Source organism: Candidatus Limousia pullorum (assembly GCF_057405065.1).
Map to the genome: position 1 here is coordinate 1 of NZ_CM171614.1, position 24400 is coordinate 24400.

Genomic DNA, 24400 nt, shown 5'->3' on the forward strand with positions numbered 1-24400 from the left:
CCATTCCAAAGACTAAACAGAAGGTTTCGCCCGCCTTGAAACGACGTTGATTTCTCAGTCAAACCTTTGCAAGGCGGAAATAAAAAAAGCAGTCTCTTTCGAAACTGCTTCTTTTGGCTCCCCCTGTCGGGCTCGAACCAACGACCCTGCGGTTAACAGCCGCATGCTCTACCGACTGAGCTAAGGAGGAATATATAAATTACACCCGATTTCTCGGATGTAATCTCTTCGTGTTGGCATCTCCCTATTTTCCCAGGCCGTCTCCAGCCAAGTATCTTCGGCACCACTGAGCTTAACTTCCGTGTTCGGTATGGGAACGGGTGGACCCTCAGCGTCATCAACACCAACTTTGGTGACTCGTGGGGGAATCGAACCCCCGTTACCGGCGTGAGAGGCCGGTGTCTTAACCGCTTGACCAACGAGCCATTTCTCGAGGCTAACGGTCTTTCTTTGCTCATTAGCCCCTATTTATACTGGTGCACCATCAGGGGCTCGAACCCGGGACACCCTGATTAAGAGTCAGGTGCTCTACCAACTGAGCTAATGGTGCATCTTTCAGAGTTAACACCCTGAAAACTGAATAAAGAGTATACAGACAAATCCAAAGGACTTATGGTCAAGCCCTCGACCTATTAGTACTGCCAAGCTGAATGCCTCACGGCACTTACACACGCAGCCTATCAACCTCGTAGTCTACAAGGGGTCTTACCCGATTTCTCGGTGGGATATCTAATCTTGGAGCCGGCTTCACGCTTAGATGCTTTCAGCGTTTATCCGTTCCGTACATAGCTGCCCAGCTGTGCCACTGGCGTGACAACTGGTGCACCAGAGGTACGTCCATCCCGGTCCTCTCGTACTAAGGACAGAGCTCCTCAAATATCCTGCGCCCACGACAGATAGGGACCGAACTGTCTCGCGACGTTCTGAACCCAGCTCGCGTACCACTTTAATCGGCGAACAGCCGAACCCTTGGGACCGAATTCAGCCCCAGGATGTGATGAGCCGACATCGAGGTGCCAAACCTCCCCGTCGATGTGGACTCTTGGGGGAGATCAGCCTGTTATCCCCAGGGTAGCTTTTATCCGTTGAGCGACGGCATTTCCATTCACATACCGCCGGATCACTAACTCCAACTTTCGTTACTGCTCGGACCGTCATCCTCGCAGTTAGGCTAGCTTACGCGTTTACACTCTAGGGCACGGTTTCCGTCCGTGCTGAGCTAACCTTTGAGCGCCTCCGTTACCTTTTCGGAGGCGACCGCCCCAGTCAAACTGCCCGCCTGACAATGTCCCCCGACCGGTTTCACGGCCGCAGGTTAGAATTCCAGCAATCTAAGAGTGGTATCCCAACGGCGACTCCGCAAAGGCTGGCGCCTCTGTTTCCTAGTCTCCCACCTATCCTGTACATAGATTACCGAAACCCAATATCAAGCTGCAGTAAAGCTCCATGGGGTCTTTCCGTCTTGTCGCAGGTAACCGGCATCTTCACCGGTACTACAATTTCGCCGGGCGGGTAGTTGAGACAGTGCCCAGATCGTTACACCATTCGTGCGGGTCGGAACTTACCCGACAAGGAATTTCGCTACCTTAGGACCGTTATAGTTACGGCCGCCGTTTACCGGGGCTTCAATTCAGAGCTTGCACTCCTCCTCTTAACCTTCCGGCACCGGGCAGGTGTCAGCCCCTATACTTCATCTTTCGATTTGGCAGAGACCTGTGTTTTTGCTAAACAGTCGCCTGGGCCTATTCACTGCGGCTCAGCTTTCACTGAGCACTCCTTTTCCCTAAGTTACGGAGTCAATTTGCCGAGTTCCTTAACTACCCTTCTCCCGTTGGCCTTAGAATTCTCTTCCTGTCTACCTGTGTCGGTTTGCGGTACGGGCACCGGCTCTATACACAAAGCTTTTCTCGCCCTCGTCCACATATACTTCGGACTATTGTCCTCCCTTACGCCTCGGAATACCAACTCCGGGGATATACGCTTTCAAGGTGTCCCTTTGCTTAAATTGCAGGTGGTTACGGAATATCAACCGTATGTGCATCGACTACGCCTTTCGGCCTCGCCTTAGCTCCCGACTTACTTGGAGCGGACGAACCTTCCTCCAAAAACCTCAGACTTTCGGCCAATATGATTCTCACATATTTCTCGCTACTCATTCCGGCATTCTCACTTCTGTAAAGTCCACCGCCGCTTTCGCTGCGACTTCACCCCTTACAGAACGCTCTCCTACCAAGTCTTAACGACTTCCCAAGCTTCGGTGTGTAGTTTAGCCCCGTTAAATTTTCGGCGCAGAGTCACTCGACCAGTGAGCTATTACGCACTCTTTTAATGAGTGGCTGCTTCTAAGCCAACATCCTGGTTGTCTATGCAACTCCACATCCTTTTCCACTTAACTACTCTTTGGGACCTTAGCTGTGGGTCTGGGCTGTTTCCCTTTTGACAATGAAACTTATCTCCCACTGTCTGACTCCTGAAAAACGATTATTCGGCATTCTTAGTTTGTTAAGGTTCAGTAACCTCTCGGCCCCTAGCCAATACAGTGCTTTACCTCCGATAATCTATTTCAAGGCTAGCCCTAAAGCTATTTCGGAGAGAACCAGCTATCTCCGGGTTCGATTGGAATTTCTCCGCTACCCACACCTCATCCGCTACCATTTCAACGGGAGTCGGTTCGGTCCTCCATGGAGTTTTACCTCCACTTCAACCTGGACATGGGTAGGTCACCCGGTTTCGGGTCGTGTACAACTGACTTCATGCGCCCTTTTCAGACTCGCTCTCGCTACGGCTCCTCACCTTAAGTGATTAACCTCGCCAGTTACACACACTCGCCGGACCATTCTACAAAAGGTACCCGATCGCACGTTGATGTGCTTTCGGTGCTTGTAAACACAAGGTTTCAGGTTCTTTTTCACTCCCCTCCCGGGGTTCTTTTCACCTTTCCTTCACAGTACTATTCGCTATCGGTCACCAAGTAGTATTTAGGCTTGGAGGATGGTCCCCCCGTCTTCCCACCGGGTTTCACGTGTCCGGCGGTACTCTGGATTCAGCTAGCCTCCTTGACTTTTCGCATACAGGATTCTCACCTTCTCTGATTGACCTTCCCATGCCATTCTGCTAAGTCTTAGAGTACACGTTGCTGTCCGAACCCCAAATGTATTTCTACATCTGGTTTGGCCTCTTCCGCGTTCGCTCGCCACTACTTACGGAATCTCTGTTGATTTCTCTTCCTCGCCCTACTTAGATGTTTCAGTTCAGGCGGTTCCCTTCGTATGCCTATTTTATTCAACATACGATGACCGAACTCCTTCGGCCGGATTGCTCCATTCGGAAATCCACGGGTATAGCGCCTACTTACGGCTCACCGTGGCTTATCGCAGTTTGTCACGTCCTTCATCGGCTCTTGGTGCCAAGGCATTCCCCTTGTGCTCTTTGTAGCTTGACCATATGTGTTCTCTTTGGTTTGTTTTTTCTCGCTTGCAGTAAATAAGCTCTTTTGCTTACTTACCCTCTCGCTTCCAGCTTTATTGTAGTTTATATACCTTACGCTTAACTCTTGTTAAACCTGTTTGATATTTAAACTTTTCTCGCTTTATCTGCTTATCTTTATTCAGTTTTCAAGGTGCTTTTGGTGGGCTTAAGTGGACTCGAACCACCGACCTCACGCTTATCAGGCGTGCGCTCTAACCGGCTGAGCTATAAGCCCATGTCACGGCTTGTTCTCTTTCACTCAAGCCTTTGGTGGAGATAAGCGGGATCGAACCGCTGACCCCCTGCTTGCAAAGCAGGTGCTCTCCCAGCTGAGCTATACCCCCATATCTCTTTCAGGGTTATTCCTTTTTGAGACCCTGAAAATTAAACAACGAATAAGTCGAACTTTCGTAATGCCTGACCTTGGATGTTAGAACTTTATCTTTCAAAAGCTCAAGTCTCCATAGAAAGGAGGTGATCCAGCCGCACCTTCCGATACGGCTACCTTGTTACGACTTCACCCCAGTCGCCAATCCTACCTTCGGCAGCGTCCTCCTTGCGGTTAGACTACTGACTTCGGGTATTACCGGCTCCCATGGTGTGACGGGCGGTGTGTACAAGGCCCGGGAACGTATTCACCGCGGCATGCTGATCCGCGATTACTAGCAATTCCGACTTCATACAGGCGAGTTGCAGCCTGCAATCTGAACTGGGACCATTTTTAGGGGTTTGCTCTGCATCGCTGCTTTGCTTCCCTCTGTTGATGGCCATTGTAGTACGTGTGTAGCCCAGGTCATAAGGGGCATGATGATTTGACGTCGTCCCCACCTTCCTCCGTTTTGTCAACGGCAGTCCTATTAGAGTGCTCTTGCGTAGCAACTAATAGCAAGGGTTGCGCTCGTTGCGGGACTTAACCCAACATCTCACGACACGAGCTGACGACAACCATGCACCACCTGTCTCAACTTTCCCCGAAGGGCACCTGATGTATCTCTACCTCGTTAGTTGGATGTCAAGACCTGGTAAGGTTCTTCGCGTTGCTTCGAATTAAACCACATACTCCACTGCTTGTGCGGGCCCCCGTCAATTCCTTTGAGTTTCAACCTTGCGGCCGTACTCCCCAGGTGGATTACTTATTGTGTTAACTGCGGCACGGAGGGGGTCAGACCCCCCACACCTAGTAATCATCGTTTACGGCGTGGACTACCAGGGTATCTAATCCTGTTTGCTACCCACGCTTTCGTGCCTCAGCGTCAGTTAAAGCCCAGCAGGCCGCCTTCGCCACTGGTGTTCCTCCCTATCTCTACGCATTTCACCGCTACACAGGGAATTCCGCCTGCCTCTACTTCACTCAAGCAGAACAGTTTCAAATGCAGTTCGTGGGTTAAGCCCACGGATTTCACATCTGACTTGCTCTGCCGCCTACGCACCCTTTACACCCAGTAAATCCGGACAACGCTTGCTCCCTACGTATTACCGCGGCTGCTGGCACGTAGTTAGCCGGAGCTTATTCATTAAGTACCGTCACTTCTTCGTCCTTAATAAAAGAACTTTACAATCCGAAGACCTTCATCGTTCACGCGGCGTTGCTGCGTCAGGGTTGCCCCCATTGCGCAATATCCCCCACTGCTGCCTCCCGTAGGAGTCTGGGCCGTGTCTCAGTCCCAATGTGGCCGTTCAACCTCTCAGTCCGGCTACCGATCGTCGCTTTGGTGGGCCGTTACCCCGCCAACTGGCTAATCGGACGCGAGTCCATCTTCAAGCGATAAAATCTTTGATACGGTTGCCATGCGACATCCGTATGTTATGCGGTATTAGCGTTCTTTTCAGAACGTTATTCCCCTCTTGAAGGCAGGTTACTCACGCGTTACTCACCCGTCCGCCACTAAACTTACCAAAATCCACCCGAAGGCTTCATTTAATAAGTTCCGTTCGACTTGCATGTGTTAGGCACGCCGCCAGCGTTCGTCCTGAGCCAGGATCAAACTCTCTAAAATTTGTATCTCAACATCTTTCGATGTTCAAATCAATTTCAGAGCTTGATGCTCATTTTCGATACACTAACGTATCCGTGATTTTTAGTGTTTTCTCACTTGTAATTGTTTGAGTATTTACTCAAAGTCATTACGGGTTCTTACTATATTTCGTTGTTTAATTTTCAAGGTCCTGTTTCGCTCGTTTTTCCCATTCTTATCAGCTTTTTCGCCTCTCAGCGTTTCGCTGTTTTCGTGTCGTCCCGAGCGGAACAGTTGCTATTATATAGCATTACACCCCTTTTGTCAACACTTTTTTTGAATTTTTTTTGATTTTTTTTCATTTTTATTTTTCGCCCTATATATTGTGGTTTATCAATATTACAAACACAAGATATTTCCACCTCTCACTGCTTTTCGACGCCTTCCGTCAAAAAAATCTTTTCTCTCTTCAAAAAAAATTTTGAATTTTTTTAAAAAATATTTTTTCTTTTTTGAAAAAATCCTCTTTTTATTTCATTAAAGAATGTTTTTTAATCCTTTAAAATCTCATCTTACATCTTTCACCATATTCAATTACACTTTGAATATAAATATTTGAAATCAGAAAAATTCAATTTATTCAGGAAATCTTTGTATCATATATTTTGTATATAATACATTTAATTATACATGAAAAGAAAAATCAAAGAAAAAAATTATTAGTTTGCATTATAACCTCCTATTTATAAAAGCTTAAAGGTCTTTTTATCCTTTTCCAGCCTAAATATACTCCTTTTCTTGGAATTTTCTCTATATATACAAAAAATTTACAAAAAAAATTTCAAAAAAGTAGTGATTTTTTAAATCAGATGTGTTATAATGTACTAAAATCCAAACGAAGGGAAGGTTTTTCTATGAAAACAAACTATATTATTACTATTGCACGCCAATTTGCCAGCGGCGGACACGACATCGGTCAGATGCTTGCTGAGCAGCTTGAAATTCCTTTCTATGACAAAGAACTCATCTCATTAGCTGCAAAAGAAAGCGGAATGGATCCCGACGTATTCAGCAAGGTTGACGAAAGAGCTGCAAACAGCTTGCTTTATTCTTTGTCTATGGGTTTATACAGCTTTGGAAATGGCTTTTCCGCCATGGGTGACTTGCCTGTAAACGACAAACTCTACCTTCTTCAGCATAAAATTATAAAACAAAAAGCTGATCAAGGTCCATTTGTTGTGGTTGGCCGCTGTGGTGACTATATTTTAAGAGACAGAAAAAATGTGCTTAACGTATATATCCACGGTTCAATGGACTTCCGCAAAGAAAGAGCTATAAGAATACATAAGCTTGACCCTGACCGTGCTGTTCAGATTATCAACAGAACCGATAAAGTAAGAGCTAATTATTACAGCTTCTACTCCGGCAATAAGTGGGGCGTTGCTTCCAATTATGACCTTTGTATCGATGCTAGTAAGATAAGTCAGCAGCAGGCAGTTGATCTGATTAAGCAAATGCTTTCTTACAGAGAAAATTCCTGATAAAGGCAATCATAAAATCACCCGTGGATAAATATAATATATATTATTATTCACAGAAGGTGGTGACTTTAATGGTTATCTACAGCACAAGTGAAGTTGTACAGGGTGACTTGGACGATTTCATCTTTGCCAACGATGAAGATTGGCATGAAAGTGACAGATAATGTCTGTCACTCTTTAGTGAGATAATACAGCAGAATCTTTCTGCATTAGATAATAATTTTCCTCTAAAAGTAAAACGGCGGTCACATATGTGGCTGCCGTTTTGCTTTTAACTTTCGTTTTCAATCACTGATAATGGGTCTATATGACGGTTTCTGACTATTATCTCCACATGGATATGTGTACCGTCGGCGGATTCGCAGGGAACTCCCAGGGCTGTTCCTATTTCCTGGCCTTTTGTTATTGTATCTCCGCTGTTTACGGAAATATCTTCATTCAGTCCGCAGTACAAAATACTAAACTCGCCGCTGGTTACCTTTACAACATTTCCCATCATTTCGCTGTAATAGGTTTCCTCCACCGTTGCATCGCACATGGCTATAACACTTTCCCCGTCCTCGCAGGTGAAATCTATTCCCATGTGGGCTCGGTAATCCTTCATTGTGTTGTCGTAAACCATATCTTCGGAATATTCTTTGCCGATTATCTTGGTTTCTGTGGGATATCCTAAATTTTTATTTACCCTGAGGATTGTCTGAACAATATCCTCTTCAAGAACCTCTTCTGTTTCGGTTTCCTTTGTTTCTTCAGGTTCTGTGACGTATTCCGCCGCATCTTCCGAGGGTTCTTCTGTCTGAGGCTCAGTTTCTTCGGCTGTTGTTTCTTCCGTGGTTTCCTCTGAAGCCGTTGTGTCCTCTTCGGTGATATCGGTTAAGTTTTTATCCACATTTTCAGTGCTGTCCTGTTGATGTATTGAGGATGAAGTATCTCCGTTATCCTTAAAGTAGTTTGTAACTCCCGAATATGCAGACCAAACCGACATTCCCACCGCCGCAAGACACAGGGAGAAAGCTATATAAAATCCTGCTTTTTCTCTTTTTGACGACGGTTTTTCTTTTCTGTTTCTTTTATTGTTCATAAAAAAGCACCTCCGCCATTATTATTGACGGAGGTGTCATTGTTATTCAATTAAAAAAAGTTTATGAACTTACAACTGAGAAAAAGTATGTAGAATCAAAGGCTCAGTCAAGAAAATCCTTGAGCTTTTTGCTTCTTGATGGATGTCTGAGCTTTCTGAGAGCCTTTGCCTCAATCTGTCTTATTCTTTCTCTTGTAACCTTAAACTCCTTGCCTACCTCTTCAAGTGTACGGCTTCTGCCGTCAACAAGTCCGAATCTGAGACAAAGAACCTTTTCCTCCCTTGGTGTGAGAGTTGAGAGCACTTCTGAAAGCTGCTCTCTAAGCAATGTATGTGACGCCGCATCAACAGGTGCAGGAGCATCGTCGTCAGGTATAAAGTCACCAAGATGGCTGTCTTCCTCTTCACCTATAGGTGTTTCAAGGGAAACAGGCTCCTGTGCAACACGCATGATTTCTCTTACCTTATCAACAGGCATATCAATAACAGCCGCAATTTCATCGGCGGAAGGCTCGTGACCGTTCTGGTGAAGAAGCTGGCTTGAAACTTTCTTAACCTTGTTTATGGTTTCAACCATATGAACAGGAATTCTTATTGTTCTTGCCTGGTCTGCAATAGCTCTTGTTATAGCCTGTCTTATCCACCATGTGGCATAAGTGGAGAACTTAAAGCCCTTTGTGTAATCAAACTTTTCAACAGCCTTGATAAGACCCAGGTTTCCTTCCTGAATAAGGTCCAAAAACTGCATTCCTCTGCCCAGATATCTCTTTGCAATACTTACAACAAGTCTGAGGTTTGCTTCTGACAATCTTTTCTTTGCAGCAGGGTCGCCGTCTTTAATTCTGATTGCCAGGTCGATTTCCTCTTCCGGAGTCAGCAGCGGGACACGTCCGATTTCTTTCAGATACACTTTTACAGGGTCGTCAAGAGAAACTGCTTCCATGCCCTCGTAAGTTTCAGTATCAGAATCATCAGGTGAAAGTCTTATTGTTATATCGTCCAGTTTGATAACATCGTCCATCTCTTCGACGATTTCAACGCCAAGGCTTTCCAATCCGTCATACAGCTTTTCAATTTGCTCAGGATCAATGTCGATTTCTCCTATCGCATCGAGAATCTCCTGATTGGTAAGCTGTCCTTTGCTTTTTCCTAACTCCATCAATTCTCTGACAACTGCTTTTTTATCCCGAATTTGCTCTGTCATATTTTTTGTTCCTTTCAATTGCCCATTGCCCTGTTAAAGGCGATTTTTTTCTTCCTTGTTTTGGATTATTTCAGTTTTTCTTTTCCCTGAGATTTTTCAGATAGTCCATAATATCGGTATCCTCCGCTGTGGACAAATCATTCATCTTAGTTTTAAGCTTCTCCTCAATAATCGCATTTATATACTCAGCCGCAGCTTCCGTAGTCGCCGCCATGCTGTTGTATTTTGATATTATTCCAAAAATCTTTCCGCTTTCCTCCGGTGTAAAATCTGCGGAAATTCCGGTAAGTATTCCGTAACCTCCCTTGATTTTATCCCTGAAATATTCAAAAAGCTTTTTGTTGAATGTTGTTACAAAATCATCCGGAGTTATTCTTTTCAGAACAAAGTCCAGTTTATCCGGATTATGTACAAGATATGCAATCAGAGATTCCTCAGCTTTTACCCCTCGTGGATATTTTGCGTGTTCCGGGTTTATTTTATCGCCCATACCGCTCATTTCACTTCGGAGTTTTTTCATTTCCTCCCTGCGTATCTCTCCGGCTTTTGACCTTGACACCCTTTTTATCTGTTCCAAAAGAGCATTTTTCTCAACGCCCATTTCTTCGCTGAGTCCCGAAAGATAGATATCCTTTTCAACCGGATTATCAAGGGCGGCAATCATTTTTATTGCGCCGTTTAAGTATGACACTCTTCCCTGAGTTGTTTCAAGGTTAAAGGAGGATTTCAGCTTTGCAAGTCTGTAATCCATATCGTTTTTGCTTTTTTCCAAAAGGTTTTTAAAAGCCGCTGAGCCGTTCTCCCCGTGTTTTTTTATAAACTCGTCCGGGTCTTTTCCGTCCGGAACTGTCAGAACTCTAACCTGAATACCTGCATTTCGCAGAATTTCAATAGCTCTTGCCGTCGCCTTTTGACCGGCTTCATCGGCGTCGTAGCATATTACAACCTCATCAGCGTATCTTTTCATAAGTATCGCCTGTTCCGAGGTGAGCGCAGTTCCCAATGTTGCCACTGCGTTTTGAAATCCCGCCTGATTTACGGCTATAACATCCATATAGCCCTCACAGAGTATCAATGTTCTTTCTCCGCTGTTTTTCGCATTATTGAGAGAAAACAGGTTATTGCTCTTTTTAAACACCGGCGTATCGGAGGTGTTTAGGTATTTGGGTTTGCCGTCGCCCATAAGGCGTCCGCCGAAGGCTATGACGTTTCCCCTTAAATCTATTATTGGAAACATAACCCTGTCGGAAAAACGGTCGTAAATACCTTTTCCGCTTTTACTTTGAAAAGCCAAGTTTGCCGCAACAATCTCGCTTTCTTTAAAACCTTTTGATTTCAGATGGTTGCACAGGCTGTATCTTGATTTAGGAGAATAGCCCAAACCGAAACGCACTATTGTTTTCGGTGAAAGCTGTCTGCCCGCAAGATAATTTCTCGCCTCTGCTCCCTCCGGTGAATTGAGGCAGCCATAAAAAAAACGTGCCGCCTCTCTGTTTGCTTCATAAATTCTTGTTCTAAGACGATTCATGCTGTCGTCGTAACCGGTATCCGGCATTGTCATTCCTGCTCTTTGAGCCAGAAATCTTACGGCTTCCATGTAATCAAGATTTTCTATCTTCATCACAAATGTTATAACGTCGCCGCCGGCTCCGCAGCCGAAGCAATAAAACGAACCGTTTTCAGAGTAAATATTAAAAGACGGGGTTTTTTCGCTGTGAAAAGGACAAAGCCCCACCATATTGCGTCCACGCCTTTTGAGATTGACGTAAGATGACACCACCTCGGTAATGTCGTTTCTGTACTTCAATTCCTGCAAAAACTCCTCAGGCAAAGACACGAAACCACCCTCTTTACTTTATCTCTTTTTATATATACATGAATTTTTTAAAAAACCCTTTATTTTTTTCTTTTATTTTTTAAAAAAGTCTTTTTGCATAAGTATTGACAAAAAACCGATAAAAAATCAAGAATTTTAGCCAAATACAAGGCAAATTAACATTCATTCATAAAAAATTTACTGTCCGTAACTTCCACTTCAACCTGTCCGCAGGTGGCGTCAGCAATCTTTTTATTGAGTCCTCCCAGCATTTCTTCCCTTATATGGAACTTTATCTCCACGCAGTCTGTAAACTGGGTGTCGTCTATTATTCCTCCGCACTCGGGTATAAGGGACTGGAGTTTTCCGTACCTTGTATAATCGCACACTACGGAACAAATAAGGCTTTCCTCCATAGTGACAACCTTTGCGGCTTCCATGCCGATTTTGGCTCCGTGGGAATAGGCTCTTACAAGTCCTCCGCCGCCCAGCAGTATTCCTCCGAAATACCTCGTTACGACCACTACAGCGTCCGTTACGCCGCTTTTTTGAAGTACGTCGAGTGTTGGTATGCCTGCTGTTCCCTGAGGCTCTCCGTCGTCGCTGTAGCGTTTTATGTTGCCCTCTCTTATGCAGTAGGCGTATACGTTATGGGTTGCATCCCAGTGCTTTGACTTTTTTTCGTTTATAAAGGCTATGGCATCTTCCTCGGTTTTTACAGGCTTACAATAACCGATAAAACGAGAACGCTTCTCCACAAACTCAGCCTCTCCATACTCCTTTACCGTCTTATAACTACTGCTCATATCTCCCCCACCTTTCTCTTTTATTTCCGTTTATTTTATTTCCGCCTTGCCAAACTTTCTCCTAAAAATAACCAATCGTTTCAAGGCGGACGAAACCTTTTCCTTAATTTTTAGAATAGCTCGCTTACATTTGACTTTTATTATTTAATAATATGGATTTGATTTATCAGGCAATTAAATTCATATTATTAAACAAACTTTTTAATTGCATCTCATATCAATTTTTTATCAACATCTTTTTAACTGTATGTGGATAGCAAATATTTTAACGCTTCCCGTTTGGTTTTATTTATATTATAAAAATAAACCTAAATTAGAGCGAACCATTCTCCGTCGCTTAAAAGAAGGTTTCGCCCGACCTGCGCTGAATCTAATTAACAAGCTAAACCCATGCAGGTCGGATGTAAAATAAAAAGGCGGCACTTGCGTACCGCCTCAACAATTACGTTCTGTTTAATTATTTATCCATACCGAAACGCTTCTTAAATCTATCAACACGTCCGCCGGTATCAACGAGCTTTTGCTTTCCTGTAAAGAATGGGTGGCACTTTGAGCAAATTTCAACACGGATATTCTTCTTTGTTGAACCTGTCTCAATAACATTACCGCAAGCACAAGTAATTGTTGTCTGCTCATACTTTGGATGGATATTCTCTTTCATCTTCATTCACCTCTTTCGCTGAAACCGTAAATAACAGACTTAGTATAGCATAGACATTCAGAAAAAGCAAGAACTTTTTTATTTTTTCTTCAATTTTTTCAAAAGTCTTTTTTCATCTGTTAATTGATATATTTTAAAAAATTATCTGATAACCTTGCTTTCGATTTCTTCAACTGCTTTTGCAATGAAATCTTCAAGGCTCATTGCACCGATATCGCCCTCTCTTCTGTCTCTTACGGAAACAGTGTTGTTTTCGATATCCTTGTCGCCTACCAAAAGCATGTAAGGAACTTTCTCGAGCTGTGCTTCTCTGATCTTGTAACCGATTTTCTCGGATCTGTCGTCAATCTCAACTCTCATGCCCTTAGCTTCCAAAGCTTTCTTAACTTCATAAACGTAGTCAAGGTGTCTGTCAGCGATTGGAAGAAGCTTAACCTGAACAGGTGCAAGCCACATTGGGAATGCTCCGGCGTACTTTTCAATAAGGAGAGCCAATGTTCTCTCATAGCATCCGATTGATGTTCTGTGGATGATGTAAGGATTTTTCTTTACGCCGTCCTTGTCAACATATTCCATGCCGAATTTCTCAGCAAGAAGCTGGTCAATCTGAATTGTGATAAGTGTGTCTTCCTTGCCGTGTACGTTTTTAATCTGGATGTCAAGCTTTGGACCGTAGAAAGCAGCTTCGCCAACGCCCACTGCATATGGAATCTCAAGGTGATTGAGGATTTTCTCCATAATTCCCTGAGCTTCTTCCCACTGCTCGGTTGTTCCGATATATTTTTCCTTGTCGTTAGGATCCCACTGTGAGAATCTGTAGGAAACATCCTCGTAAAGACCGAGAGTTTTCAGCATATAGATTGCAAGCTCAAGACAGCCCTTGAACTCCTGCTCAAGCTGTTCAGGAGTACACATAAGGTGACCCTCGGAAATTGTAAACTGTCTAACTCTGATAAGTCCGTGCATCTCGCCGCTGGCTTCATTTCTGAAAAGTGTGGATGTTTCGTTGTATCTCAAAGGCAGGTCACGGTATGAACGGCCACGGTTGAGGTATGCCTGATACTGGAACGGACATGTCATAGGACGAAGTGCGAAAACTTCCTTGTCCTTTTCCTCGTCGCCCAAAACAAACATGCCGTCCTTGTAGTGATCCCAGTGACCGCTTATTTTGTAAAGGTCGCTCTTTGCCATGTAAGGTGTTTTTGTGAGAAGCCATCCTCTCTTCTGCTCCTCGTCCTCAACAAATCTCTGGAGAAGCTGAATAATTCTTGCACCCTTAGGAAGAAGGATTGGAAGTCCCTGTCCGATAACGTCGGAAGTTGTGAAGAGCTCAAGCTCTCTGCCCAGTTTGTTGTGGTCACGGCTCTTTGCCTCTTCAACCTGCTTCAAATACTCTTCAAGCATACTTGCTTTTGGGAATGCAGTTCCGTAAACTCTGCAAAGCTGTGCATTGTTTGCATCGCCTCTCCAGTATGCACCTGTGCAGTTTGTAAGCTCAATAGCTTTAAGAGGTGCAACGCTGAGAAGGTGAGGGCCTGCGCAAAGGTCTGTGAAATCTCCCTGCTTGTAGAAGCTGATGTTTTCGCCCTTGCCTGCGTGTTCCTTTACAAGCTCAACCTTGTATGTTTCTCCCATGTCTGAAAGAAGCTTTTCAGCCTTCTCAGGTGGAAGTTCAAATCTTTCAATAACTTCGCCGGATTTAACAATAGCTTTCATTTCTGCCTTGATTTTCTGAAGGTCTTCCGGTGAGAAAGGCTTCTCAACATCAAAGTCATAGTAAAAACCGTTGTCAACAGCAGGGCCTATTGCGCATTTTGCCTCAGGGTAAAGTCTTTTTACAGCCTGTGCCAAAACGTGTGATGCGCTGTGCCAGAATGCTTTTTTACCGTCAGGATCGTCGAATGTCAAAAGCTCAAGCTTGCAGTCCTCTGTAAGCTCGGTTCTTAAATCCATCACCTGTCCGTTTATTTTACAGGCGCATACAGCCTTATAAAGACCGCCGCCCAATGATTTTGCAACTTCTGCGGCTGTTGTGTTGTTTTCAAACTCCTTTACAACTCCGCCTTTTAACTCTACGTTAATCATTGTTATCTCTCCTTTTTAATTTTTTTAGAAAACAAAAAACCCGATGACCTGCACAAAGCAAGTCACCGGGACGAATATTCTCCGTGGTTCCACCCGTATTCGACAGATAAAATCTGTCCTCTAAAGCGATAACGGTGCTTACCGTGACGCCATTTCCTGCGCCAACTCAAAGGTGGTAACACTTTTCTTCACGCCGCCGTAATCTCACCAAACATACGGCTCTCTTTTGCGGATACAAAAAGCATCGTGTCCTTTTCTGCGTTCAAGTATTTATTTTGTACAGGAATTATATTATCACTAAAACATTTTCTTGTCAACCCCGATATTTAAAACTTTACTGTTCTCCGGCTATTATCATCTGCAATTTTGAAACGTCTGTGATAGATATACTTCCGTCGCCGTTTACATCCGCAATGGACATGTCCGGTTCCTCACTCTTAATTCCTGCAATATAGCCCTGAAGATATGTTGCATCTGAAATTGTTAATACTCCGTCGCCGTCTAAATCTCCAAGGATACCGCCTCCGTTAAAGGGGATATCGTTTGCATTTGCAAAGCTTTCCGCAACGCTTCCCTTTTCTCCGTAAATGGTAAGATTACCCTTTACAAACGCCTTGTCATTTATCACCTGTACGGAAGAGGCTATTTCTGCTTTTTCCAAAGACGGACAATTATAAAACGCCTGTGTATCAACAAGTAAAATTCCGTCGTTTATATTCACTGATTTCAGGTTTTCACATCCCATAAAGCTTCTCATGCCGATCACCTTTGTATTTTCAGAAAAAGTCACCGACTCCAATCCGTTCATATAAAATGCGCCTGTTCCAACTGTAGCCACATCATCGGGAATTGTAATATTTTTATCATCAGATTTGCAGTCAATCAGAATGTTTCTGCCCTCAATAAGAAAATCTCTTTGGTCATTTTTAAGCCACGGCGTATCATAAAAGGCATATCCGCCGATAACCGCTGTGTTTTCAGAAATATCCACATTTGAAAGGTTGCCGCACATGTAAAATGCGCCCTCGCCTATTTCTTCCACATTGCTTCCCGCAATTACGGAATTTATATTTCTGTTATATGCAAAGGTATAAGGGGATATAACTCTGACATTTGACGGTATTGCAACAGTTTGTGAACCGCCGTTGTACTTGATAAGTATATCGTTAAGGGTTACAAACTCGCCTTTCTGATTGTTAAGATATGGCGTATTGTAAAAAGCATATGCGCCTATTGCTCCGACGCTTTCGGTCTGCTCTAGGGAAGACAAGGAAGTACAGCCGTAAAAAGCACAGTTTCCTATACCCATAACCGATTTACCCAGCACAACTTTTTCCACAGAAGTATTATTTCTGAATGCATTGTCCCCTATATACACAACCTCGGATGGAATTGTTATTTCCTTTTGGGAGCCTGTATAGGAAAGCAATATTCCGTTATCAATAACAAATTCGCTTTCAGCCGAAACAGTCACAAAAGGAACAGTCAGCACAAACAGCAAAGCAAAAATCAGCAGGGTAGCTTTTGTCTTTTTAATCATGGAAATCATCTCCTACAAAAATGCGGAAAAAGGCTAATGTCTTTTTCCGCAATAAAGTTTATAAATAATCTTTTTAATACTCAGACATTACTGTCATCTGTTTCAAGCTGGAAAATCAGCTGGTCGATTCTCCTCATTATTTTATCCTCTGTTGATTCGTCTGTATCAACTTCTGTTTCATCAGAAACGACTTCACCGTTTTCGTCATTTTCCTTTTCAATTTCAGAAATAACAGCCTCTGTAAGTCTGAGCTTATCCTTACCACTTACTTCATCGGAAGTTTCATAAGAAACAGCCTCTGCTTCGCCTGCTTGAGGAATTTCTGGTTCTGTACTGAATGATATAATATCATCCTCTGAGTATATGTCATCATAATCTGATGGAACAACCTGTTCTCTCACTGTATCTGCACTTGAATTTTCATCACCGTAAGATTTGATAGGCTTGTTATCCTCAAAATCCTGAAGTTCTTCTTCGTTTTTGTTTTTCTTCTTATTTCTCTTTTCTTCTTTCTTTGCACGCTTTTCTTCTTTTCTCTGCTGCTTATCGTCATAATCATAGTCGTAAGCTTCACCGCCTGCGATTACAACTTTCATTTCGTCTTTTCTCAAGGCCTGGCTTGACAGCTCTGCAACAAAAGAGAAAATATAGAAGAACAAAGCTATGTTCTGAATAGTAGGAATAAGTGAGAATATCTCAGGAATTACACCTGATACAACTATATCATATACAGGCACTGCACAGCTTGCAATAAGAAGTGAAACGGAAATAAGTCCCATTACTATTGTATTCTTTAATGTACCTTTGCTTCTGATTGCTGAAATAAGCTGAGCGTAAAAGAAAAAGTAAAGAGTAACGGCAATAAGTGTCAAAAGCTGAAGAACGTCTGTATTTGCAAGAGAAATCTCCGCATTGTTTACAAAAACATTTACAAGCTTAATTGCGCTCCAAATTGCCGGCATAAGCAGATAAACTGAAAGTCCCTTTGAACTTGTAGTCTTTGTCAGGTGCATAAGCGACATTATAACTATTGCCAAAGCCGAAAGCAAAGTAAAAACTACATAGACAACAGCGTAAGCAGATATATCTCCGGATGACTTGGCTTCCAAAAGCGATATTCCGCCCTCTGCCGCAATTGTGGCAGCTGTTATAAGTCCGAAAAGACCGGCAGGAATGTTTCTTTTAATCACATAGTAATCAGCCGTTTTTCTGTCGATCGCCTTGAACAAAAGACAGAACAAGAACATTACAAGTGTTACCCCCGCAATAGCGTATGGAAGTATGGACACTCCAAAGCCCATGAAAAGCTGCTCTGCATCAGGGAAAATCGATGTATAAAGCGCCAATCCCACAAGCACAGGAGTGAAGAGAATAAAAGGTATCCAGGACAATTTTACTTTCATAATCGACTCCTTTTCTAAAATCATCGGAAAAGATAACCTTGTCCGATATTTTTCATCATTTAAAAATTTGCATCTTTCAATTAAATAGGAAAGATGCACATAATGATTGTTCTATACTATTTTATGTCAAATCATCCTGTCTGTCAAGGATATAAAAAACATAAATATTACATTTTATACTCCGTCACATATAATTGTCAGAAATTCCCATATATTACTGTTTATGAGAGTTACAATCTGACAATTAGCCCTTTTTACGTTCATAAATGCCTTATACTTGCTTTTAAGTAATTTATTTGATATAATATTCTGCGGATTTTAAAAGGTTTTTAAGGGGAGGATTCACATGAAACATCGTCATGTAATTGATCTTGAAGATTTAACTTTCGCACAGCTCCAGCAGGTTATTGATCTTGCCGGAAAAATCAAGGCAGATCCCGCCAAATACAGTCACGTATGCGACGGAAAAATCCTTGCAACACTTTTTTATGAACCGTCAACCAGAACTCAGATGTCTTTCCAAACAGCTATGCTTCGACTGGGCGGAAAAACAATAGGTTTTGACAATCCAATGAACTCTTCCGTTGCAAAAGGTGAAAGCCTTAAAGACACAATCACCATTGTAAGCGGCTATGCGGACATAATCGCCATGAGAAACCCTGTTGAGGGCGCAGCAAAAGCCGCTTCTCTATACAGCAGCGTTCCTGTTATAAATGCCGGCGACGGCGGACATCTCCACCCCACCCAGACGCTCACCGATATTGTGACACTGCATAACGAAAAAGGCAGACTTAACCATCTTAAAATCGGTCTGTGCGGCGACCTGAAAAACGGAAGAACCGTACACTCCCTTATTAAAACCATGTCCCACTTTGAGGGCAACAGTTTTGTTCTTATATCCACTCCGGAACTTACTGTTCCTGATTATATCAAGGAAATTATGATTAACTCAGGCTGCGAATTTACAGAAAGCCAGAATCTGAAAGAGTCTATCTCAGATTTGGACGTGCTTTACATGACAAGAATTCAGCAGGAGAGATTCAGCTCTAAAGAAGAATACGAAGCTCAAAAGGGCGTTTATATTCTTGATGCTGAAAAAATGGCTTTGGCTAAGGAGGATATGATAGTTTTGCATCCTCTTCCAAGAGTTGATGAAATCACCGTAGAGGTTGACGACGACCCTCGTGCCTGCTACTTTAAGCAAGCAGTTTACGGAATGTACGGAAGAATGGCTCTCATTATACTTCTTCTTGAGGACAGCGACTATTTCTTCCATGACAACAAAAAGAAAGTTATCGCAGACGATGTAACATGTCCAAATGAGAGATGTGTAACACACCGTGAAGCTTATCTTCCAAAAAGCTTTATAAAGCAAGGCTCTCACCTTTTCTGCGACTACTGCGACCATGCTGTTGAAATGGACAGTAAGGATTAAAAATAAATATAAGAATACTAAAACCGTGGTTCTGAAATTTCTTCAAAACCACGGTTTATTTTTTGTAGTGTTTTTTATTATAACCTAATAAGAGATTACAAATATAAAATAAAGTTAAATGTAAATGTAAGCGAACCACTCCAAGTCTCTTAATAAAACGTCTCGCCAGACCTGTGCAGGTGTAAATTCACAAGGCTAAACCTATACAGGTCGGAATTAAAAAACTCTCCAAAAGATTACAGATATAAAATAAACTTATATGTGAGCGAACCACTCCAAATCTCTTAACAAAACGTCTCGCCCAACCTGTGCTGTCGTTAACTCCCATATTAAACTTTGGCAGGTTGGAACCAGAAATTATTCGATGGCTTTTAGGGATTCTACCATGTCGATTTTTTTCAGGGAGAAGTGGACAACTATTGTTACTATCAGTGCGAAAATGGCTGTTATGAGAGCTGAAACAACGTAACACCACCACGCCATGTCGGAAATAAACATAACTGCGTCAACCTCCGCAACCGATACAACAAATTTTTCAAGAAAAATTCCCAGTATTAAACCTAAGATAATTCCGAATAAAACCGCCACGTTGTTTTCACGGTAAATGTATGAGGAAACCTCTCTGTCGTAAAAACCAAGAACTTTGATTGTGGCAAGCTCTCTCTTTCTCTCGTTTACATTGATGTTTACAAGATTGTACATAACTATGAATGCCAAAAGTCCCGCTGAAACTATGAGCACAATAACTATACTCTTGAGACTTCCTATTGTGTCAACAAATCTTCCCATTGTGTCGCTTGAATAGGCAATTCCAAGTATATCGCTGTCATCAAGAAGTTCTGTTGACAGGTCGCTGGTTTCAACTCCGTCAGGAATGTTGGCGTAAATCATGTTGTATGATGGTTCTTCACCGTAAACATTTCTGTACAGAGTCGGTGTCATATAGATGTAGTTCATTGCATAGTTCTCTGTAACTCCAGTTACTTTAAGTTCTGTTTTGCTTCCGTCAGAATTTACCACGGAGAAGCTGTCTCCGGCTTTTGCTTTAAGAACATTGCTCATCTTCTGGCTTATTATAACTCCGTCGTCGGTAAGCTCAAGAGGTGTATGGTCATCCATTGTTCTCAGTGTTATATAATCGTCAACCACTTCCGGATTTTGAAAAACAGACATTGAAACGGAAGCTATTGTTTCCCCGTTTTTCTCTGCGTCAACAGTTTTAACCATAAGGGTTTCCGAGCTGTTTATATATTGGTTGGAGTTTATATAGTCCTGAAGCTCCTCAAGACTTTCTGAATTTTCACTGATAGCTATTGTAACATCGTATTTGAATATATCGCCAAACTGTCGGTCAACTATCGAGCTTATGGCGTAGTTTAGTCCAAAGCCTGTAAGAATAAGAGCACAGCATCCCGCAATGCCGATGGTAGTCATAAGGCTTCTTGCTTTGTAGCGGAAAATATTTCTTGCGGTAACCTTGTGGAGGAATGAAAGTCTGTTCCATACAAAGCCTACACGCTCCAGCATAATTTTTTTGCCCACCTTTGGAGCTTTTGGTCGCATAAGCTGTGCAGGTACGGTTTTCAGCTCTTTTCTGCATACAAAATATGCTGAAAGTCCTGTACAGAGTATTCCCACCAAAGTACACCAGCCTGCATAATCCCATCTGAACGGCATCATAGGATCAGGCATACTGTACATTATCTTGTAGGCGTTTATAATTACCCACGGGAATAGCTTAAATCCTATGCAAAGTCCGATTATGCTTCCCACTATGCTGGCAGAAATTGCATAAATCAAATATTTTGAAACTATGCTGCGGTTGTTGTAGCCGAGAGCCTTTAATGTTCCCATCTGAGTTCTCTGCTCTTCAACCATTCTTGTCATTGTGGTGGAACATACAAGAGCCGCAACAAGTACAAAGAAGAACGGGAATACTGCGGCTATAGCGTCAACCTTTTCCGCATCCTCTTCATATGTGGAATATCCCGGGTTGTCGTTTCTGTCAAATACGTACCACTCCGGTGTTTCAAGGTCTTTTAATTCCTTTTCGGCGTCGGCAATCTTATCTCTGCCCTCCTGAAGCTCTTCTTCTACGTCTATTTTTGACTGTTCGTATTCTTCAACTCCGTCCTGATATTCGGCAAGTCCGTCCTCGTACTCCACAACGCCTGCATCATAATCAGCCTCGCCGGAATACAGCTTAGCAAGTGCATTTTCAAGCTCCTGCTTGCCCTCGGCTTCTTTTTGATTTAAAAGACTTTCATTGTAATAAATTTCGTTGTAGCCGTCATCAATCTGCTGTTTTGCACTATCCAGCTGATTTTTAGAGTTTTGAAGCTCCTGTCTTCCGGCTTCAAGCTGGCTGTAACCTGCTTCGATTCCGGCTTTAAGCTGTGCAACCGCTTCTTCTCCCTCAATTACCTGAGGTTCTTTCTCATCTATCTGCTTTTGACCCTCTGAGGACACTATGGAAAGAATTGCGCTGTACTGCTGTTTTCCCTCAGCTGGCGCTGTAGCATAGGAAACAAAGAAATTTTTAATGCTTATAGGAACTCCCGGCATCATTTCAGCTATAAAAGCGTCTATTTGCTCCATAACGGCGATTTCTTCCGGAAGTATCTCCTCTTCTGTAACCGTAATTGCAGAATACTTTTCTATAATTGAATTGTAGTTTGCCAAAAGACTTTTAAATGAGTCAAGCTCCTGTCTTCCGGCAGTTACAACAGGCTCAAGCTCTGCAAGCTGGGATTCATATCCTGAAAGCTCTTCCAGCGCCGCAGCCTCTTTTTCCTGAAACTCTGCAAGTCCCTGATTATACTGCTCAAGGCCGCTGTTGTATTCGGCTTCCGCAGAGTAAAGCTGAGCTTTTGCGTCTTCAATCTGCTGTCTGCCATTTGCAATCTCGGTATTCAGTGTCTCAATTCCGCTGTAATACTGGCTCCAGCCGTCGTCAAGCTCCTGTCTTGCATCGTCAATCTGGATTTTCGCATCTTCAAGCTGAATTCTTGCATCTTCAAGCTCCTGCCAGCCATCATTGAGCTTTTCCTCTGCCTCGGCTTCACCGTCTGCAAGCTCCTGCTTTGCGTCATCAAGCTCTTGCTGGGCTTCTGCTACAATGTCGTTATACCTGTTGTAGGTAAGCTCATCATTGTTTTCAAGGAAAGCTGTGTTTTCCTCTATAATCTGACCGTACTCATCCTCAAATGGGTCAAGACCCTCTGTTTCCTGCAAAGTGAGATACACGTCAGTGTACACGTCAAAGGCAAAATCCTCTTCAGGAATAAGGATGTAGGTATCTATTTCACCGTCGCCCACTGTGGTGGTTCCGTACTGAAAACCCACATAACTTGGTGTGTTTATTGTTCCCACAATTTCATATTCAGTTACTTTAAGGCTTTCTGATATATCATCCTTTTCCAGATAAAGCTGGATTTTACTGCCTATTGCGAGCTTTCCGTTTGCAAGCTTGCTCTGCTCAACAACACATTCTCCGGATTTTTCCGGCAGTCTGCCTTCTATTAACAAAGGTCTGTTCATGTTGTCGGCAGTATCAGGATTTTCAAGGTCATAGGAAATAGCCTTTAAAACAAGATTGTTTTTATCGTCGCTTTTAACCATAACATCGGCGGAATATCCTCCGCTGATTCCTCGGACGTTTACGGTTTTTTTTATTGCCTCAATATCCGTGTCGTCCAAACCATAATTGGACATAATATGGAAATCCGCCAGATTATATTCTTCGTAATAGGCCGCCGCCGTCAGCTTCATATCTGGACAGCTTGACTTAACTCCGGCAAAAAATCCGCAGCCTATTGCGACAATGGCAAGTATTGCAAGGAACCTGCTTTTTGTCCGCCATATTTCACGGAACAAGTCCTTGACCAACGCCTTTTTCATATATATCACACCCTTTCAAAGAAAAAAATCACCATTCGATATTTTCTACAGGCATGGGATTTTCATTGAGTGTAATGCTTTCCACCTTGCTGTTTTTCATTTTTATTATTCTGTCAGCCATAGGGGTTATAGCTTGGTTGTGGGTTATAAGTATAACCGTCATATTGTTGTTGCGGCAGGTATCGTGGAGAAGCTTCAAAATATTTTTACCGGTATTGTAATCCAAAGCTCCGGTAGGTTCATCACAAAGCAAAAGCTTAGGCTTTTTTGCAAGAGCTCTTGCTATTGAAACTCTCTGCTGTTCGCCGCCTGAAAGCTGTGACGGGAAATTGTTTATTCTATCCTCAAGGCCTACTTCCTTTAAAACCTCTATAGGGTCGTAGGCGTCCTTTGTTATCTGTGTGGCAAGCTCGATGTTCTCCTTGGCTGTAAGATTCTGCACAAGGTTATAAAACTGAAAGACAAAGCCTATATCGTATCTGCGGTACTCAATAAGCTCTTTTGGGCTAAGCTTTGCAACGTCCTTTCCGTCAACAATAACCTCTCCCTCATCGCAGCTGTCCATTCCACCTAAAATATTAAGTATTGTGGTTTTTCCTGCGCCGCTGCTTCCCACAATAACCGCAAATTCTCCCTTCTCTATTGTAAACGACACACCGTTTGACGCCGTTATTGTAACCTCTCCCATTTTGTATCTTTTATAAACATTTTTAAGTTCTACAAAACTGGACATTGTTGTCCTCCTGTTCTTATAAATCTATGGTAAGTTCAACCGGACAATGGTCGGAACCCATAACCTGAGTGTGAATTTTTGCGTCTTTTAAATTCGGTTCCAGAGATTTTGATACACAGAAATAGTCTATTCTCCAACCTGCGTTTTTAGCCCTTGCGCTGAATCTATATGACCACCAGGAATAAACTCCCTCCAAATCGGGATAAAAATATCTGAATGTGTCTATAAATCCGCTGTCAAGAAGCTTTGAAAACTTTTCTCTTTCTTCATCTGTAAATCCTGCGTTTTTTCTGTTGGTTTTCGGGTTTTTCAAGTCTATTTCCTTATGAGCCACATTTAAATCTCCGCAGAAAATAACAGGCTTCTTACTTTCAAGCTTTTTAAGATAATCAAGGAAAGCGTCCTCCCACTCCATTCGGTAAGGAAGTCTTAAAAGTTCGTTTTGCGAATTAGGGGTATAAACGGTCACTATATAAAATTTCGGATATTCCAAGGTGATAACTCTTCCCTCGCTGTCATGTTCGGGAATGTTTATACCGTAGTTTTGGGACAAGGGCTGTTCCTTTGTAAATATTGCAGTTCCCGAATAGCCTTTTTTCTCCGCATAATTCCAAAACTGATAGTAGCCCTCTGTCTTTAAATCAATCTGTCCCGCCTGAAGCTTGGTTTCCTGTACACAGAAAATATCTGCGTCAGCCTCTTTGAAAAAATCCATAAAGCCTTTGCCCACACAGGCTCTAAGACCGTTTACGTTCCATGATATAAGTTTCAT

At 42.8% G+C, this 24400-nt stretch carries 13 protein-coding genes, 5 tRNA genes, 3 rRNA genes and 1 other annotated feature; of the genes, 2 read left to right on the forward strand and 19 right to left on the reverse strand.

Annotated elements, in window-relative coordinates:
- Nucleotides 1–114 precede the first annotated feature (114 nt).
- The 8 genes from CGICJO_RS00005 to CGICJO_RS00040 all read right to left on the reverse strand — a co-directional run bounded on the left by CGICJO_RS00005 (nt 115) and on the right by CGICJO_RS00040 (nt 5465).
- Nucleotides 115–190 (reverse strand) — tRNA-Asn (locus CGICJO_RS00005).
- A 41-nt stretch (nt 191–231) separates the two neighbouring features.
- A 5S ribosomal RNA gene (gene rrf, locus CGICJO_RS00010) occupies nt 232–348 on the reverse strand.
- A 2-nt stretch (nt 349–350) separates the two neighbouring features.
- Nucleotides 351–425 (reverse strand) — tRNA-Glu (locus CGICJO_RS00015).
- Between the two features lie 49 nt (nt 426–474).
- Nucleotides 475–550: transfer RNA gene (locus tag CGICJO_RS00020), tRNA-Lys, on the reverse strand.
- Between the two features lie 62 nt (nt 551–612).
- A 23S ribosomal RNA gene (locus tag CGICJO_RS00025) occupies nt 613–3442 on the reverse strand.
- Nucleotides 3443–3626: 184 nt separating this feature from the next.
- Nucleotides 3627–3703, reverse strand: a tRNA-Ile gene (locus CGICJO_RS00030).
- 33 nt (nt 3704–3736) lie between these two features.
- A tRNA-Ala gene (locus CGICJO_RS00035) sits at nt 3737–3812 on the reverse strand.
- A gap of 123 nt (nt 3813–3935) precedes the next feature.
- Nucleotides 3936–5465 (reverse strand): 16S ribosomal RNA (locus CGICJO_RS00040).
- The 16S, 23S and 5S rRNA genes sit together here with 5 tRNA genes alongside, the layout of an rRNA operon.
- A gap of 872 nt (nt 5466–6337) precedes the next feature.
- On the opposite strand from CGICJO_RS00040, the gene CGICJO_RS00045 reads away from it, so the two are divergent.
- Nucleotides 6338–6964 (forward strand): cytidylate kinase-like family protein, encoded by a 627-nt coding sequence (locus CGICJO_RS00045; RefSeq protein WP_087377880.1) that lies wholly within the window; start codon nt 6338–6340, stop codon nt 6962–6964.
- A gap of 271 nt (nt 6965–7235) precedes the next feature.
- Here CGICJO_RS00045 and CGICJO_RS00050 read toward each other — a convergent pair whose 3' ends face one another.
- From CGICJO_RS00050 to CGICJO_RS00085, 8 genes are all read right to left on the reverse strand, one after another.
- Nucleotides 7236–8045: a peptidoglycan DD-metalloendopeptidase family protein gene (locus CGICJO_RS00050; RefSeq protein ID WP_486499184.1), complete on the reverse strand. Its 810-nt coding sequence runs from the start codon at nt 8043–8045 to the stop codon at nt 7236–7238.
- A 103-nt stretch (nt 8046–8148) separates the two neighbouring features.
- A complete protein-coding gene (gene rpoD, locus CGICJO_RS00055; protein ID WP_087377886.1) occupies nt 8149–9249 on the reverse strand; it encodes an RNA polymerase sigma factor RpoD in 1101 nt (366 codons plus the stop codon).
- 70 nt (nt 9250–9319) lie between these two features.
- Nucleotides 9320–11086, reverse strand: a complete 1767-nt coding sequence (gene dnaG, locus CGICJO_RS00060) for a DNA primase (RefSeq protein ID WP_486499185.1) — start codon at nt 11084–11086, stop codon at nt 9320–9322.
- A 155-nt stretch (nt 11087–11241) separates the two neighbouring features.
- Nucleotides 11242–11871: a YigZ family protein gene (locus CGICJO_RS00065; RefSeq protein WP_486499186.1), complete on the reverse strand. Its 630-nt coding sequence runs from the start codon at nt 11869–11871 to the stop codon at nt 11242–11244.
- 457 nt (nt 11872–12328) lie between these two features.
- Nucleotides 12329–12532, reverse strand: a complete 204-nt coding sequence (rpmE, locus tag CGICJO_RS00070) for a 50S ribosomal protein L31 (RefSeq protein ID WP_087377872.1) — start codon at nt 12530–12532, stop codon at nt 12329–12331.
- Between the two features lie 141 nt (nt 12533–12673).
- A complete protein-coding gene (gene thrS / locus CGICJO_RS00075; protein ID WP_486499187.1) occupies nt 12674–14617 on the reverse strand; it encodes a threonine--tRNA ligase in 1944 nt (647 codons plus the stop codon).
- Nucleotides 14618–14680: 63 nt separating this feature from the next.
- Nucleotides 14681–14885 (reverse strand) — a binding site (T-box leader).
- A 66-nt stretch (nt 14886–14951) separates the two neighbouring features.
- Entirely contained in the window at nt 14952–16157 is a 1206-nt protein-coding gene (locus CGICJO_RS00080; protein WP_486499188.1) for a leucine-rich repeat protein, read from the reverse strand.
- An 80-nt stretch (nt 16158–16237) separates the two neighbouring features.
- Nucleotides 16238–17560 carry a hypothetical protein gene (locus CGICJO_RS00085; RefSeq protein WP_486499189.1) on the reverse strand — a complete coding sequence of 441 codons (1323 nt, stop codon included), beginning with the start codon at nt 17558–17560 and terminating at the stop codon, nt 16238–16240.
- Between the two features lie 346 nt (nt 17561–17906).
- Between CGICJO_RS00085 and pyrB the strand changes: the two genes are divergently transcribed.
- Nucleotides 17907–18995, forward strand: coding sequence for an aspartate carbamoyltransferase (pyrB, locus tag CGICJO_RS00090; RefSeq protein ID WP_486499190.1), 1089 nt, complete (start codon nt 17907–17909; stop codon nt 18993–18995).
- A gap of 357 nt (nt 18996–19352) precedes the next feature.
- Here the strand turns inward: pyrB and CGICJO_RS00095 are convergent, their stop codons facing one another.
- The 3 genes from CGICJO_RS00095 to CGICJO_RS00105 are packed head-to-tail and all read right to left on the reverse strand — an operon-like array spanning nt 19353 to nt 24400.
- Nucleotides 19353–22895, reverse strand: a complete 3543-nt coding sequence (locus CGICJO_RS00095; RefSeq protein ID WP_486499191.1) for an ABC transporter permease — start codon at nt 22893–22895, stop codon at nt 19353–19355.
- Nucleotides 22896–22923: 28 nt separating this feature from the next.
- Nucleotides 22924–23628: an ABC transporter ATP-binding protein gene (locus tag CGICJO_RS00100; protein ID WP_087377860.1), complete on the reverse strand. Its 705-nt coding sequence runs from the start codon at nt 23626–23628 to the stop codon at nt 22924–22926.
- 16 nt (nt 23629–23644) lie between these two features.
- A complete protein-coding gene (locus tag CGICJO_RS00105) occupies nt 23645–24400 on the reverse strand; it encodes an exodeoxyribonuclease III (RefSeq protein ID WP_486499192.1) in 756 nt (251 codons plus the stop codon).